The organism is Streptomyces sp. NPDC057654 (assembly GCF_042800135.1).
Lineage (GTDB): Bacteria > Actinomycetota > Actinomycetes > Streptomycetales > Streptomycetaceae > Streptomyces.
In genome coordinates this window covers 10,688-24,794 of record NZ_JBHVHQ010000027.1, presented here as the reverse complement: position 1 = coordinate 24,794, position 14,107 = coordinate 10,688, and the positions used below count along the sequence as shown (strand labels likewise).

The 14,107-nt window shown below is 67.4% G+C and carries 11 protein-coding genes, 1 tRNA gene and 1 pseudogene; 6 read left to right on the top strand and 7 right to left on the bottom strand.

All coding sequences use genetic code 11. From position 1 onward, the window contains the following. Positions 1-50 precede the first annotated feature (50 nt). Positions 51-120, bottom strand: a tRNA-Ser gene (locus tag ACFU99_RS04570). Positions 121-441: 321 nt separating this feature from the next. After that, entirely contained in the window at positions 442-813 is a 372-nt protein-coding gene (locus ACFU99_RS04565; protein WP_384385653.1) for a DUF6349 family protein, read from the bottom strand. A 680-nt stretch (positions 814-1,493) separates the two neighbouring features. Between ACFU99_RS04565 and ACFU99_RS04560 the strand changes: the two genes are divergently transcribed. The 3 genes from ACFU99_RS04560 to ACFU99_RS04550 all read left to right on the top strand — a co-directional run bounded on the left by ACFU99_RS04560 (position 1,494) and on the right by ACFU99_RS04550 (position 6,532). Continuing rightward, positions 1,494-3,218 carry a hypothetical protein gene (locus tag ACFU99_RS04560; protein ID WP_384385649.1) on the top strand — a complete coding sequence of 575 codons (1,725 nt, stop codon included), beginning with the start codon at positions 1,494-1,496 and terminating at the stop codon, positions 3,216-3,218. A gap of 964 nt (positions 3,219-4,182) precedes the next feature. After that, positions 4,183-5,436: a group II intron reverse transcriptase/maturase gene (gene ltrA, locus ACFU99_RS04555; protein ID WP_384385646.1), complete on the top strand. Its 1,254-nt coding sequence runs from the start codon at positions 4,183-4,185 to the stop codon at positions 5,434-5,436. A gap of 193 nt (positions 5,437-5,629) precedes the next feature. Next, positions 5,630-6,532 carry a hypothetical protein gene (locus tag ACFU99_RS04550; RefSeq protein ID WP_384385643.1) on the top strand — a complete coding sequence of 301 codons (903 nt, stop codon included), beginning with the start codon at positions 5,630-5,632 and terminating at the stop codon, positions 6,530-6,532. A gap of 54 nt (positions 6,533-6,586) precedes the next feature. Here ACFU99_RS04550 and ACFU99_RS04545 read toward each other — a convergent pair whose 3' ends face one another. Continuing rightward, positions 6,587-7,216, bottom strand: coding sequence for a hypothetical protein (locus ACFU99_RS04545; RefSeq protein ID WP_384385641.1), 630 nt, complete (start codon positions 7,214-7,216; stop codon positions 6,587-6,589). Between the two features lie 348 nt (positions 7,217-7,564). Further along, entirely contained in the window at positions 7,565-7,957 is a 393-nt protein-coding gene (locus ACFU99_RS04540; protein ID WP_384385638.1) for a peptidase inhibitor family I36 protein, read from the bottom strand. Between the two features lie 212 nt (positions 7,958-8,169). Here ACFU99_RS04540 and ACFU99_RS04535 point away from each other — a divergent pair, with 212 nt between their 5' ends. Beyond that, a complete protein-coding gene (locus ACFU99_RS04535) occupies positions 8,170-9,372 on the top strand; it encodes an IS110 family transposase (RefSeq protein WP_384385635.1) in 1,203 nt (400 codons plus the stop codon). 168 nt (positions 9,373-9,540) lie between these two features. Here ACFU99_RS04535 and ACFU99_RS04530 read toward each other — a convergent pair whose 3' ends face one another. From ACFU99_RS04530 to ACFU99_RS04520, 3 genes are all read right to left on the bottom strand, one after another. Further along, positions 9,541-10,002, bottom strand: coding sequence for a peptidase inhibitor family I36 protein (locus ACFU99_RS04530; RefSeq protein WP_384385632.1), 462 nt, complete (start codon positions 10,000-10,002; stop codon positions 9,541-9,543). A gap of 75 nt (positions 10,003-10,077) precedes the next feature. Further along, positions 10,078-10,428, bottom strand: coding sequence for a peptidase inhibitor family I36 protein (locus ACFU99_RS04525; protein WP_384385629.1), 351 nt, complete (start codon positions 10,426-10,428; stop codon positions 10,078-10,080). Positions 10,429-10,606: 178 nt separating this feature from the next. Next, positions 10,607-11,005 carry a peptidase inhibitor family I36 protein gene (locus ACFU99_RS04520; protein WP_384385626.1) on the bottom strand — a complete coding sequence of 133 codons (399 nt, stop codon included), beginning with the start codon at positions 11,003-11,005 and terminating at the stop codon, positions 10,607-10,609. A 252-nt stretch (positions 11,006-11,257) separates the two neighbouring features. Between ACFU99_RS04520 and ACFU99_RS04515 the strand changes: the two genes are divergently transcribed. Together ACFU99_RS04515 and ACFU99_RS04510 are read left to right on the top strand one after the other, a co-directional pair. Continuing rightward, positions 11,258-13,774: a DUF6603 domain-containing protein gene (locus tag ACFU99_RS04515; protein ID WP_384385623.1), complete on the top strand. Its 2,517-nt coding sequence runs from the start codon at positions 11,258-11,260 to the stop codon at positions 13,772-13,774. Between the two features lie 2 nt (positions 13,775-13,776). Beyond that, a pseudogene (locus tag ACFU99_RS04510) lies at positions 13,777-14,107 on the top strand (hypothetical protein); the annotation flags it as partial.

Sequence of the window (14,107 nt, the reverse complement as noted above, 5' to 3'; positions counted from 1 at the left end):
CGCTGGGACGTTCTTGCTGGTCAGAACGTTTCTGCACCATGAAGAAACGGTGGGGCGGGTGGGACTCGAACCCACGGCCGACGGATTATGAGTCCTTTGATGATCTTCCGGCCGCTTCCCGATCCTGCCTTGATTTTCCCATACTCGCAGGTCAGAGCACTGTTGCTCTTCGCCTGGCTTCGTCAGCTTCCTGGCCTTTCCGGTTCCTTCCGTCCACTGCGTGTCCACTGAGGACTCAGACGTGCCCGTTCGAATGCGTCGACGAGTGGGTGCGTTCACGCATCCGCGCTGGTCGCGGAATGCGTGGGGAGCGAGGAGGCGAACTCCAGCGCAGCGGAGTGCCTTACCGGCGAAGCTGGCTCTCGCCCCCTGTGCCCGGGGTGGAGCCGAGCGGCTTTTTGCAGGTCAGCCGCCGTACCACAGCGTAGCGCGGTTCTCCATTCACGTTGCCTCCGCGCTATCGAATTCGAGCGGCAGCACGTCGGGGATTGCCGTGACCGGATCCTTTCTCCTGGGCGGCTGCACGGCGAGGTCGTAGCCGCCGCCCGGCGCCGCCCCGGGCCTGTGCCGCTTCTCGATTCCGGTTCGCACGGTGCAGATGGGGCCGCCTCCATCGAACCAGTCCTGTGGGTAGAGGTGCTGGATGTACGTGAGCCAGCGGCGTCCTTGTAGTTCGGGTACGGCAGGGAGATCAGGCCAACCGGGCTGGGTGTGATCGTGGGCGTCCTCGACGGCTTCGTCCGTGCGGCGACGACCGGGTCCCTCCAGGGTGTGAAACTGGCGACCTCGCGTAATCAGGAGTCGCGTATTCATCAGACCCTGAGAGCTCGTGGTCACCGTGAGTGGTCGCCAGGGGCATAGCGCCATCAGGTTCCACCAGCCTCGGCGGCGATCTGCACGAAACGGCCTCGTTATCTGCGATAAGGCCCTTGACGCCGGTTCTCGGTCCGTTGTTCCCCGTCCCCCGAATATCCGCATGGGGCAGGGACGGGCAGCGTCCGGGCGTCGTGCGGATGTGCGGACTTGATCATGTTTTCGGGGCGAAGATGGAGTATGACGGTCTGGCGGCGGTTGTGCTGGTGGGGGCTTGCTCTGGTGGGAGCGGGCGCGGCGGTGGGCCTGTTGGCGTGGGTGACGGCCGCGCATCCGGAGGGGTCCGGCCAGGCGTGGGGTGTCGTCGGTGCGGTGGTTGGGGTTGCCGCGCTGGGCGTGGCGCTGTGGCAGCTGCGTACGCCAGGCCAGGCCCCGTTGCCGACCAGTGATCCTCCCGTGGCATCCCCCGCCCCCACGCTGCCCGGGGCGACGGAGGCAGTGGCCGGGGAGCGGGGGGCGATCGTGGCACGGGGGAACGTGACCGGCTCCTCGAGCCGGTATACCGCGACAACGCCCTCCGCCCCGTCGGCGCCGCCCGCTGGCAGGCAGGGGGTGGTGGGCAGCGACGGCGCCATCGCCGCAGGCGGAGACGTCGCCGACTCCCATACCGAGTACAAACAGTGATCAGGAGACGCCGGAAGGACCCTGATGGACTGCCGGAGGCGCCTGCCGGGCTCCTCGCGCATGACGGCTCGATTGTCGCCGGACGCGATGTGGTCGGCTCGTCGACGCAGTACATCACGGCGGGGCAGGCGTTCGTGCTTCCGCCCGAGGCGTATGGGCCGATCCCGGATGACGCCGCGGGCGGCGGGGTCTCCAACATCGCATCCGGGCTGTTCGTCGGCCGCGTCGGCGAACTTCATGCGCTGGAAGAGGCGTTTACCCGGCCCGAGAAGGTCGTCGTGCACGCGCTGCACGGACTGGGCGGGGTCGGCAAGTCGGCCCTCGCCGCACACTGGGCGGCTCGGCGGCCCGAGAAGCTGCGCTGGTGGGTGACCGCCGACGATGCGACCGCGGTCGACGCGGGGATGGCCGCGCTGGCCCGGGCCCTGCAGCCCGCATTGACCGGACTGCCCGCCGAGGTGCAGAGCGAACGCGCGGTGGCCTGGCTCGCCGGCCACGACGGATGGCTGCTGGTGCTGGACAACGTCGAAGACCCCCGGCACATCCGCCCGCTCCTGGACCGCCTGCCGGGCGGCCGGATCCTGATCACCACCCGCCGCGCGACCGGCTGGCACCACCACGCCACCACCATCCGCCTCGGCGTGTTCGACCCGGCCGAATCCCTCGACCTGTTCGCCCGTGTTCTGACCCACGACGGGCCCCGCGACACCAACGGCGCCGACGCCGTGTGCGCGGAACTCGGACACCTGGCCCTGGCGGTCGAACAGGCCGCCGCATACTGCGCCGAGACCGGCACCAGCCCGCACACCTACCTCGGCCTGCTGGCCCAGTACCCCGCCACCATGTTCGCCGCCGGCACCGCCGGCGGCGACTCCGAACGCACCATCACCCGCGTCTGGCACCTCACCCTCAACCGCCTGAACGACACCCCCCTCGCCGGCGACCTCCTGCGCATCCTGGCCTGGTATGCCCCCGACCACATCCCCCGCGACCTGCTCGACGGGCTCGCCGAACCGGCCCACCGCGCCACCGCGATCGGGCGGCTCACTGCCTACAGCATGATCACCGACCACTACGACGGCACCCTGTCCGTCCACCGCCTCGTCCAGGCCCTCGCTCGCACCCCCGCCCCCGACGACCCCCCCCGCCAGCCCGAAGCCATCCAGCACGCCCGCGACCAGGCCACCACACTCCTCGTGGACGCCTTCCCCACCGGCAGTTACGACGAGCCCGACACTTGGCCCCGGTGCCGGGCTCTCCTCCCGCACGCCGACGCCCTCACCTACCGCTATCCCCCGGACCACGACACCGCCCAAACCGCTCGCGTCCTCCACTACACCGCCCGGTATCAGATAGGCCAAGGCGTAATCTCCCCGGCTATTGACGCACTCCGACGCGCCATTGCCGCCCGAGAGCGGGTGCTGGGCGACGATCACCCCGACACGCTGACCTCGCGCAGCAGCCTCGCCGGCGCGTATTGGCCAACCGACATAATTGTTCTGGCCAGGGCTTTTGTGCCGCTAGCTGGGGCAATCTTCCCAGGCGCTGCAAGATCGTTTCCCAGCTCACCGCAAGTGCTGGCGGCGTGGCTGATGCGGCTTGCTGCAACTGGGGCGGACCGCCTGGTTGATCATGAAGTCCCTTGGTCAGCGTTGACGGCGCTGCCGCCACGATCCAGTTCTGCGAAGCAGTGCCGGTCAGCCTTGTCACAGCCGCCGTAGGGCCCTCAAGGGCGTATGTAGCGCACCCGGGGCCTGGAGAAGTCGCGCAGGGCGTTCACTGCGGTTGACGGCCGCGGGCCACGGCTGCGGGTCACGGCCGCGCCGTGTGAGCGGGATCCGCCTGTCCTGAGGTCCGGGGGCTGTGCTGAGCACCGCGGGCGACTGCGCCCGCTCCAGCTTTCCCTTGGCCGGTTAACACGTGGCCGCCCCGAAGCGGAACCCCTCGGCCAGACCGACGCTGCTGGTGCCCGGCCCCGGCAGCGCCCCTGAATGGGTGGAGCCGGTAGTAGTCCATCGCGGTGCCGCACGGTGTGGGGCTGGGATGTTGAGAGGGCGAGCAGGTCTACTTTCAGCGGCGGTATGCGTTCTGGTGCGCCAGGAACGCGGAAGGTGAGGCCATTCAGGTATGAGTCTCACCGAATGCGGTGCTGTGCAGGAGATGAAGGCTGTGGCCCTTCGGAGCCGCCCTGCGGGGGAGGCTTCAAACCACCGTGAGCTGCGGCGGTTAAATGCCGTACGTGGTGAGCGTTACGGAAAAGGCGCACTCGATGCGTCAGGTGGGGATCAGGAAGGCGAGCGGAAGCAAACCGCTGACGATATGTCGAAACATACTGAGACGACATCAAAACCGGGGTGTCATTTCGGCTCCGGGATGAGCCTGGCGGGTGCCCGCTTATTGGCCAGGCGGTGTCCGGCATGGAGGCGGCGCGAGCCTGATCTGCGGCTTCTGCATGGAACCTGGGAAGGTGTCGCCCCGACACCGCGTCGCCGTACTCGGTGCGGCAACGCAAGAGGGAGCGCGCCAAGCGGCCGAAACCGCAAGGCGCTGAGTACCGATGCGGGGCACGCTGGCGGACCGGTCCGTAGTAGCGAAGAAGTCTCTGTAATGGAGGCGGAGTGAAGGGGCCGGGTCATCCGTGGCTGTGTTCGTTCGATCAACCGGAAGTTCTCCGGGAGGAGTCGCATGGACGAGCTGAAGTCATCAAGTAAGCCGTTTGAGATTTCGAAGTGGAGGGTATGGGAGGCATGGGAGAAGGTCAGGGCCAATAAGGGTGCACCGGGGGTAGATTCCTGCTCCATTGAGGACTTTGAGAAGGATCTTCAGAGCAATCTGTTCAAGGTCTGGAACCGGATGTCCTCGGGGAGTTATTTCCCGCCTCCGGTGAAAGCGGTGGAAATCCCGAAGTCGCATGGCGACGGGGTCAGGATTCTCGGCGTGCCTACTGTGGCCGATCGCGTCGCCCAGACGGTGGTGGCCATACACTTGGAGCCCAACGTGGAGCCCGTATTCCACGAGGACTCCTACGGCTACCGGCCGCAAAGGTCGGCGCTGGACGCGGTGGCAAGATGCCGGGAACGCTGCTGGAAAACGGACTGGGTCCTCGATTTGGACATCGAGAAGTTCTTCGACAGCGTGCCGCACGACCTCATCGTCAAGGCGGTGGAGGCACACACCGACGCCGTTTGGGTGATTCTGTATGTCAAGCGGTGGCTCCGCGCCCCGCTGCAACTGCCCAACGGCACCCTGCGGGATCGGGACCGCGGCACCCCTCAGGGGTCAGCGGTCTCGCCCGTGCTGGCGAACCTGTTCCTCCACTACGCGTTCGACGCCTGGATGGCCCGGGAGTTTCCGACTATCCGGTTCGAGCGGTACGTGGACGACGCGGTCGTGCACTGCGCCAGCGAGCGGCAAGCCCGCATGCTGGCCAGAGCGATCGGCGACAGGCTGGACGAGGTCGGGCTGCGACTGCACCCGGCCAAGACCCGGATCGTGTACTGCCGGGACGGAAGACGCCGAGGCTCCTACGAGCACACGTCGTTCACCTTCCTGGGGTTCACGTTCCGCGCCCGCAAGGCGCGCGACAGGCACGGGGTGAACTTCACATCGTTCCTGCCGGCGATCAGCCAGGAAGCCCTGAAAAGGATCAGCGGGGAGGTTCGCCGCTGGCGGCTTCACCTGCGAACCGGCCACACCTTCGCCGAGCTCGCACGAAAGATCAACCCGATCGTGCGTGGCTGGATGCAGTACTACGGGGCGTTCTATCGCTCCGCGCTGGATTCCCTCCTCAAGCGCATCAACGCCTACCTGGTGCGCTGGATCCGCAAGAAGTACAAACGGTTGCACGGGTTCAAGAAGGCCAAGGCGGCCTGGGAACGCGCCATTCGGCGCTATCCCCGTATGTTCGCCCACTGGTCATGGATGCGTGCGGCGTGGTGATCAGGACGACAAGAGCCCGGTGAGTCGAGAGGCTCACGCCGGGATCTGTGGGAGCCGGGGGGTGAGATTCCCCCCGGCCACCCGACCGTTCCGTCTTTCTTGAAGCTCGGCGGTTGCGCCGGTACAGCGGACTGCTGATCAGATCGAGTCGATCCGGGCCCCGCCAGGGCTCAGCACGGGACTGGAGTGAAGCATGGTGTTCTGCGACCGCACGATTCCCGGGCTGGCGGTCCGGTGTATGCGCGTTCTGCTGGTGGCGGCACTCGCCTGCGCCGGAACCGTCGCTGCTCCTCCTACGCCCGCGCACGCGGCTGTGGCGACGTTCTGGCAGGCCAAGGTTCCCGACCCCAATACCCCGGGAGCCTTCGTGAACGCGTCCGCGCCCCCTGAAGCACATAATATGAAGACATTCTGGCGGAAACTTCCTCCTGCGGATCCGAAAGCCGACCCGCGGCAGGACGACCTCACGAATCTTCCGGCGACCGTGTACCGCCCTGCCAATATGACGAGCCCCTATCCCGCGGTGTCGGCCACCCCGCTGGCACAGGCGTGGCCAGCACCGGCTGCAGCCGCCCCAAACCACTACCGGTTCTACTTCCACCAGGCGACCAACCCGATGAACAACACTCAGGCGCCCGTCCAGGACCAGTGGGTCGCCTACGGCGGCCAGTTCGACAACACCCGCCGGGTAACTCGTAAGACTCTCGAGGACTGCTACAAGGCGCAGTATCCCGCCGGGGGCGGGGTCATCTACCCGGTCAATGACTGGGTCGCGGCGGGCTTCACAACGGTGCGGAACGGCACCGTTCGAGCCCGGCCTGATTGGACGCAGGCTTGGCACGTGCAGGCACTCGGCAGGCTGAACGCCGGCCCGTACCCAGCGGTCTCCTACCCGCGGCTCACTGCTAACCCCCCTAACCCGCCCAACACCGGTGCGTACTACGAGTACGACACGACGGTCCGCCCTGCCATTCCCCGGCCGCCCAACCCGCCCAGGGGCTGGCAGGGGCGTGACGCCTCCCGCATCATCCGGAACGACACCACACACGAGACGTACTTCACGCAGACGCACTACTGCAACTTCACCGGGTTCTGAGCGTCCGGTCCCGCTGCGGACTACCCAGACGCCGCGGCCAGGGTGCGGGCCTGGTCAGCCGCTGATCACGGCTGCGGCGGCGACGGCCGTGCTGGTGAAGGAGGCGGCGAGGCCGTAAGGAGCGGTTTGGGAGGCTGACCGGTACAGGAGCGTTGCTCCCGTGATCGTGACGGCGGGGAGGTCGTCGGAGCCGAGGTCCAGGCCAAGGGCCTTGGCCAGTGAGGTGAGGGGGACGCCTTCGTCTCCGGCGTTCCACCGCAGGGAGAACGCCAGGGTCTTGTCGACGGTGAGGTCTCCGCTGAAGGTGTAGACGTCGCCCTGTTGGGTGGTCAGGTTCAGGCTGGCGGTAACGCGGAAGGCGGCGTTGCCCTTCGCCGTCTGGTGGTCCACGGCGATGACCAGGGTGGGGGTCAGGGCCCCCACGGGGAAGGTGACGGTCAGGGCGAGGTAGTAGGAGACTGAGCCCGACGGCGGTTGCGTCAGTTCTACGAGGAGCGCCTCCAGGCGGAGGTCCGTGATCTCCTTGGGCAGGTGGACGCCGAGCTTCTCCTGGACCCAGCCGGTGACGTCGCTCCACGGGGGGCGGGTGGCGGTGCCGCTTCCTCGCCATGTCCCTCCGGGGTCTTTCTCGCCGGTCAGGGTGACCCCGGTGTTGCCGATCTTGATCGGCCGGGTGTCCTTCATCGGGCGTGTTCCTTCCGTGGTAGCGATCTGCCGCATGGTTTCCCGGGGCTGGGCAGGCTCTGATGCGGGCTCCAGGCCAGGAGGGCACAGGTACTGCTGGGCTGCGGCGGCATGGTGGTCTTTCCTGACGGCAGCCGGTCCAGGGCCCTTCGGGATGACTCAGACGATGCCAGCCCGGCCCCGCGTCCAGGGTGCCGCGCTAGCCTTGGGACCTGCCGCGCTGAGCCAGTAAAGGGACAGCCGGACCCGGCGGTGGCTGCCTGTAGCCCCCACGGGCCGGCGTCCGATGCGCCGGTCCATGGAGGGCTCGTTCTGTCGTGGTGCCGAGGTATCTGGGCGGCTCGGCGGTCAGGGCGAGTTCGAGATGAGGGAGGACATCTTGTTGTCCTCGTCCCTGTGGTTGTAGTTGACGGTCTTGATCGGGTCCAGGCCGCCCATCGACTTGGAGTAGTTCTTGTCGTAGAAGAACCCCCAGTGCCAGGGGGTGTTGTTGTAGACCGAGGAGGTCTTGTCGTCGAAGCCGTAGGTGGCGAGATCGCGGATGTCCTCGTTGGTCTTGAGGATGAGGCCCGGCGCGTCCGCGTTGAAGTTCACGTTCTCGTACAGGCACAGGTAGCCGTAAGGGCAGGCGTCCAGGCCCTGGCCCGTGAAGGTCTGTACGGTCTGGGGCGCCGCGTGGGCTGTTGCGGCGGTGGTGACCAGGAAAGCCGCGGCGAGCGTGGTGCTGACTGCTGATCGCATGGTTCCTCCGTAAGTTGTTGGGTGGCCCGGGAGGGCCGGGTGTGGCTTATGGTTTCTTGCCTTCAGTGGCTTCCCAGGAGTGGCCGCCCGGTTCTCCGGGGCGCCCTGGCTGCTGATTGAGATGTGCGCGCCTTGTGCGGTCGCTGATTACGGAGATGACAGCGGGGTGTTCCCCGGGCCGACGGTATGCCGGATGGTCCGAGGAGGAGCGAGTGAACGAGCGGAAAGCCCAGGTCTGGACCGGTGTCGATGCCGGCAAGGGCCACCACTGGGCAGCGGTGGTCGACGAGACCGGCGCGACGCTGTGGTCGAAGAAGGTCGACAACGACGAGGCGGCGATCCTGACCGCGCTCGGCGAGGTCCTGGACCTGGCCGACGAGGTCCACTGGGCGGTGGACATCTGCGGCACTTCCTCCGCGCTGCTGCTGGCTCTGCTCGCGGCCCACGGCCAACAGGCCGTCTACGTGCCCGGCCGCACGGTCAACCGCATGTCGGACGCCTACCGGGGAGAGGCCAAGACCGACGCCCGCGACGCCTACGTCATCGCCGAGACCGCCCGCCACCGCAACGACTTCGCGGCCATCGACGTGCCCGCTCAGCTGGCAGCCGACCTCGCGCTGCTGACCGCCCACCGCACCGACCTGGTGGCCGACCGCGTGCGGATGATCAACCGCCTGCGTGATGTGCTGACCGGCGTCTTCCCCGCGCTGGAACGGGCCTTCGACTACTCGGCCCACAAGGGCGCGCTGGTCCTGCTGACCGGCTACCAGACCCCGGCCGCGATCCGCCGCCGCGGCCGGGCACGGCTGACGGCCTGGCTGGCCAACCGCAGCGTGCGCGGGGCCGACACCGTCGCGGCCACGGCTCTGGAAGCAGCCCAGGCCCAGCAGACCGCGCTGCCCGGCGAGGACGTCGCCGCACAGATCGTGGCCGACCTGGCCGGGCAGCTCCTGGCCCTGGACGACCGGCTCAAGCGAATCGACAAGCAGATCCGCGAGACGTTCCGCAGCCATCCGCAGGCCGAGATCATCGAGTCCCTGCCCGGGATGGGCCCGATACTTGGAGCCGAGTTCGTCGTCGCGGCCGGCGACCTGTCCGCCTACGCCGACGCCGGTCACCTGGCTTCGGCGGCCGGGCTCGTACCCGTCCCGCGCGACTCCGGCCGCCGCACCGGCAACCTCCACCGGCCCAAGCGCTACAGCCGTCGCCTGCGCAGGGTGTTCTACCTGTCCGCGCAGACCAGCATGACCCGCGAAGGACCGAACCGGGACTTCTACCTCAAGAAGCGCGGCGAGGGCTGCAAACACGTCCAGGCCGTCATCGCCCTCGCCCGCCGCCGGGCCAGCGTGCTGTGGGCCCTGCTGCGCGACAACCGGGTGTTCACCTCCGTCCCGCCGGTCACGCAAACGGCTTGACTTCATCATTGAGACTCCTCGGGGTGCCTTCAGGTGCCCCCGCCAGGCACGGCCTGCCGAAGCCGGCGGGGTGGGGTGGATGTGCCTGGGGGCGGGGGCGAGGCTCTGGCCGATGAGGGCAGCCACGCCCCCGGATACCGGGGTTTGCCGGTGGTGCGGGAACGGATGTCAGGGGCGTTCGATACGCAGGGACGATGCTTTGTTGTCGTTTCGGGTGCCGGTCCAGTCGGGGGTTTCCGTTGGCTTGATCACTGCGAGCTCGTTCCCTGCGTAGTCCGTGTCCGTGTAGATGTACGCGTAGTCGGAGGCTGAGTTGTTGACGGCTGAGCTGGCCTTGTTGTCGAAGCCGTAGTCGCCAAGGTTCTTGATGGACGTCGACGTGATGAGGATCTGCGCGTTGCCGGACTCGTTGAAGTTCCCGTTCTCGTACAGGCATACGGCACTTGCCAAACATGCGGTCTTGCCTTTGCCTGTTGTGACGGTGGTTTCGATCGTGAGCGATGAGTTCCCGCGGAATAGCGATGAGTTCCCGCGGAATGCGGTGCAGCCGGCTGTCGTGAGAGCAATCACCGTGGTGGCGACGAGTGTGGCAATCAGGCGCGGGCGTGAGGTGCCGGGCTGTGGTCGCATGCGTCCTCGTGCGGTGTGGTGGCGGGCTCGTGATGCCGTATCGGGATGTGCGGCGTCCGGGCAGCCGGGTCGGCGTCAACGGATGTCGACCGACCGGACTGTACGGTTCCATTCCCTATTCTCATGCTTTCCGCCATCGACTCCTTCATTCGGCTTGATCTCTTTGCATGGTCCGACATATTCGAACCCTTTGCAGATATATACGGTCAACGCGGTTCGGTTGTAGAACGAACTCACGTATTCTCCGATACTCAGAACCGTCAGATCGGAGATGCTCATAGCAGTTGCGACGATGGCGGAGCCGCCTTTTTGGTTCAAGTTGAACCATACGTCGTCGTATAGACAGAAGTGACCCTTGGGGCAGGCTTCCTCTCCCTGTCCTTTGATCGGCAAGATGTCAGCGGTTGCGGTGGGGGTGGTGATCACGAGCAGGGCACACGACAGCATGGTTCCGAGGGCTAGAGTGAGTCGTCGTCTCATGGTTTCTCCCGCAGATGACCGTGGGTTGGTTCTTATTGATGATGCTGGCCGGCCTAGGGCGTGTCACTGCGTACCGGGCGCGGCCGGGCACGGAGCAAAAGCTCATTCCATGGCCTGACCCAGGTCAAGGGATCTCAAAAGACTGAGGACTCTCGTTCGGCTCGCCTTTCCATTTGTCATGGAAGTCGAGGTCATCATTCGGTTTCACGTCCTTGCACGTCCCGGTGTACCGCGGGCCCGGACAGGCTCTGACGGTCGATGGGGTCCTGTTGTAGAGCGAGTTCACGTACTTGATCGACAGCGCGGATACGTCGACGATGCTCTGCGTCGTCGCAACAGCGACCTTGAATTGTGCGTTCGTATTGAACGCTGTCTTGCGATAGAGGCAGAGATACGTGGCCGGACATGATTCCTTACCGGATCCCTTTATCGGCCGGAGGTCGGCTGTGGCGGTGGGGGCGGTGATCACCAGTAGGGCGCATGACAGCGTGGCTCCGAGGGCAAGGGTGAGTCGTCGTCTCATAGGACGTCACCTCCATGGGGCAGGTCTGGGGTCCGGTGCCTACATGCTCCGAATAGTGGCGAACCTCTGGGGGGTTGTCTCGGCGATCGGGGCTGTTCGGGTGGGATCGTCACCCGGATCCGGATGCGGGTGCGGGTGCGGGTGGCGGATGTCCGTGCGGCGGTGTAGCTGTGAGCGGACGGCGGCAGGCGCGGGCACGGATGCTGCCGGGCAACAGGTCCCTGGGCGGTCTGCGAGCGAGAGGACGGGCACATGTGGGTGGTGGTGCTGTGTGTCGGGCTCGACGCCGGGCTGGGCGACCTCCCGGTGGTGGGGCCGCACATTCCCCACGATGCTGATGTGCGGCTGAAGGCGCTGACGTTCCAGGGCGCCGGCGGCACAGTGAACGCCCGGGCCGCGCAGCGGGTGAACGGCCTGCTGGCCGAGCTCGGCCTGCAGGGGCCCGCGTTGCGGGTGCCCGATCAGGGCCTGGTGTCCAAGGCGCAGTTCGGGGTGCTGGTCCGGGTCGCGGGTAAGGACTTGGCGCTGGTTGCCGGATCGGGAGCAGACAAGAACGCCGGGAAGCCAGCCTTGGGACGGTCCGATGATGGCGCGGCCGTCGTGGGCACGGGTGCCGGGGCGGGCACGTTGTGGTATCCGGTGGGCCGAGGGCTGGGGCCGGTGCGGCTGGAGCGGCTGGGTGTGCGCTACGCCGACAAGACGGTTTTCGTGCTCGTGGACGCGAGCGTGGACCTGAAAGGGCTGACGCTGTCGGGCCGGGGCATGGGCCTGGGTGTGTCGCTGACCGATCCGCCGCAGGTGCGGGGGGCCCTGGAGGGGCTGGGACTGGCCTGGGTGCGCGGGCCGGTCCAGATCTGCGGTGCCCTGGTTGTTCGCGAGGACCCCGCCTATGTGGTGCGGGTGCAGGGCGGGGCGACGATCACGCTGCCGGCGCTGTCGCTGTCGGCGATCGGCGGCTATGCCCAGAAGAAGGGCGGTGAGCCGTCGATGTTCGTCTTCGGGCGGCTCGCGTTCACGAGCGGGCAGGGGGTGGGCCCGCCGCCGTTCCGTATCACTGGGGCTGCGGCCGGGTTCGGCTACAACAGTGCGGTGCGGGCCCCCGCCCTGGACGAGGTCGATCAGTTCCCTCTGATGCCGGGCACCAGCGTGCCGGCCGATCCGCTGGCCCAGCTCGACCAGTTGCAGCAGCCGGCCGGGGGCAAGCCGTGGATTTCTGAGGCGCGTGACCATATCTGGCTGGCCGCGGGGATCGAGTTCGACTCGTTCCGTTTCATCACCGGCCGGGTGCTGGCGCTGGCGCAGTTCACCACGGCCGGCAAGCAGGAGTTCAGTATCTCCCTGCTGGGCCGGGCCGCGGCCGACTTCCCCCGCAACGCGTCGACGCGGTACGCGCACGTCGATGTGGCGGTGAATGCGACCTACGACACCACGAGCGATACGCTGCGGGTGTTCGCCGAGCTGGTACCGGGCTCGTTCCTGGTGCATCCGTCGTGCCACTTGAGCGGGCAGGCGGCGCTGTGCATCTGGTTCGGTGCCAGTGAGCATCCTGGCGACTTCGTGCTGTCAGTCGGCGGCTACCATCCGCGCTATACGCCGCCGGCCCACTATCCGAAGCCGAAGCGGCTCCAGCTGGAGTGGTCGGTTTCCGACAAGGTCTCCGTCCGCGGCTCCTGTTACGGGGCGCTGACTCGTTCGGCGTTCATGGTGGGTGCCGAGCTGGACCTTGCCTTCCATGCCCCGGGGGTGCGGGCGTCGTTGACGGCGGGGATCGATGCGCTGGTGCAGTGGGAGCCGTTCCACTACGAGCTGAAGTGTCATGTGGAGGTGCAGGTTGCCCTCGACTTCTGGCCGTACTTCCACGGCGGGGTGGGGGTGTGGCTTGAGATGTGGGGCCCGCCCACCGGGGGCATCGCCAGCGTGGAAGTGGTGTTCTTCAGATTCGACATCCCGTTCGGCGAGGCGCGCCCGGCCACCCCCCAGCTCGCGTCGTGGGAGGATTTCGCCAAGACGATGCTCCCGGACCCGCTGGTGCAGGCGGTGCCGGTCAGTGGGCTGGAACCCGGCTCCGATCCGTCCAAGGCCCCCGCCCTCGAAGATGTGTGGCCGGTGTCCCGGCAACGGTTCACTTTCGCCACCCAGAGCGCGGTGCCCATCCAGCAGGTCCGCCTCAGCGACGCCACAAGCCCTCCGGAACACATTCCGGACCGGGCGCCACTGCAGATCCGCCCGTGCGGGGCGGCGCAGGTCCGCTCCACCCACCGGGTCCGCCTGCGGCACGAGGGCCTGGATGAGGCCCTGTCGGCCTGGACGATCGCAACGGCCAAGCCCGTCGCACTGCCGGAAGGGCTGTGGGGCGCTCCGCTGAAGGACGCACGTGCCGAGCCCGAACCGCCGGGCGACCCCGCCACGTGCGTGCAGGGAGTCAATGGGCTCCAGTTCACCTCACCGCCCTGCCGGCTGACGGCCGCGGCCGTCAGCTCGAGGGAGAACATGCTGGGCCGGGAATGGGTATACGCGACCCAAGTTCCGGTTACCAGCAAGGACACCGTGCCGCCCGGCCCCGACCGGCCGGGCACCGTACGCGCCGACATCGCCGCGCACCTGGCCGCCACCCACACGGGCCGCACGGTTCTGCTCGACCTCCTGGTCCAGCACAGCCTCGTCGACATGACCGACGAGGCGGCCGTGGCCGAGGACCCGCTGACCGACTACGCCGCCCAGGTGCGCGCCCACCTGCGCACAGAACCGGCGCGACAGACCAAGGACTGAAGATGCCGACGACGAGCGACGACCGGTTCACCTTGCACGACGCGTGGCACCCGTCCCTGAAAGCCGGCCGGTACGACCTCACCATCACCCACGAGGTCGACGGCGCGCCCCTGGGGAAGAAGACCCTTAACGCGCCGGGGCGGAGCTTCGACGTGCGGGCCCCGCGCCTGTCTTTGGACCCCACTGTGGTCACGAGCGTGTATCCGGCGCCCGGTGTCACCGGGGACTTCAGCCCGATTCTGCCGCATGTGTGTCTGGAGCGGGCGACCCTGCCGTGGGAGCGGGATCCGAAGCCGGGCTCGGATGCTCCGTGGCTGGCGCTGCTGATCCTCT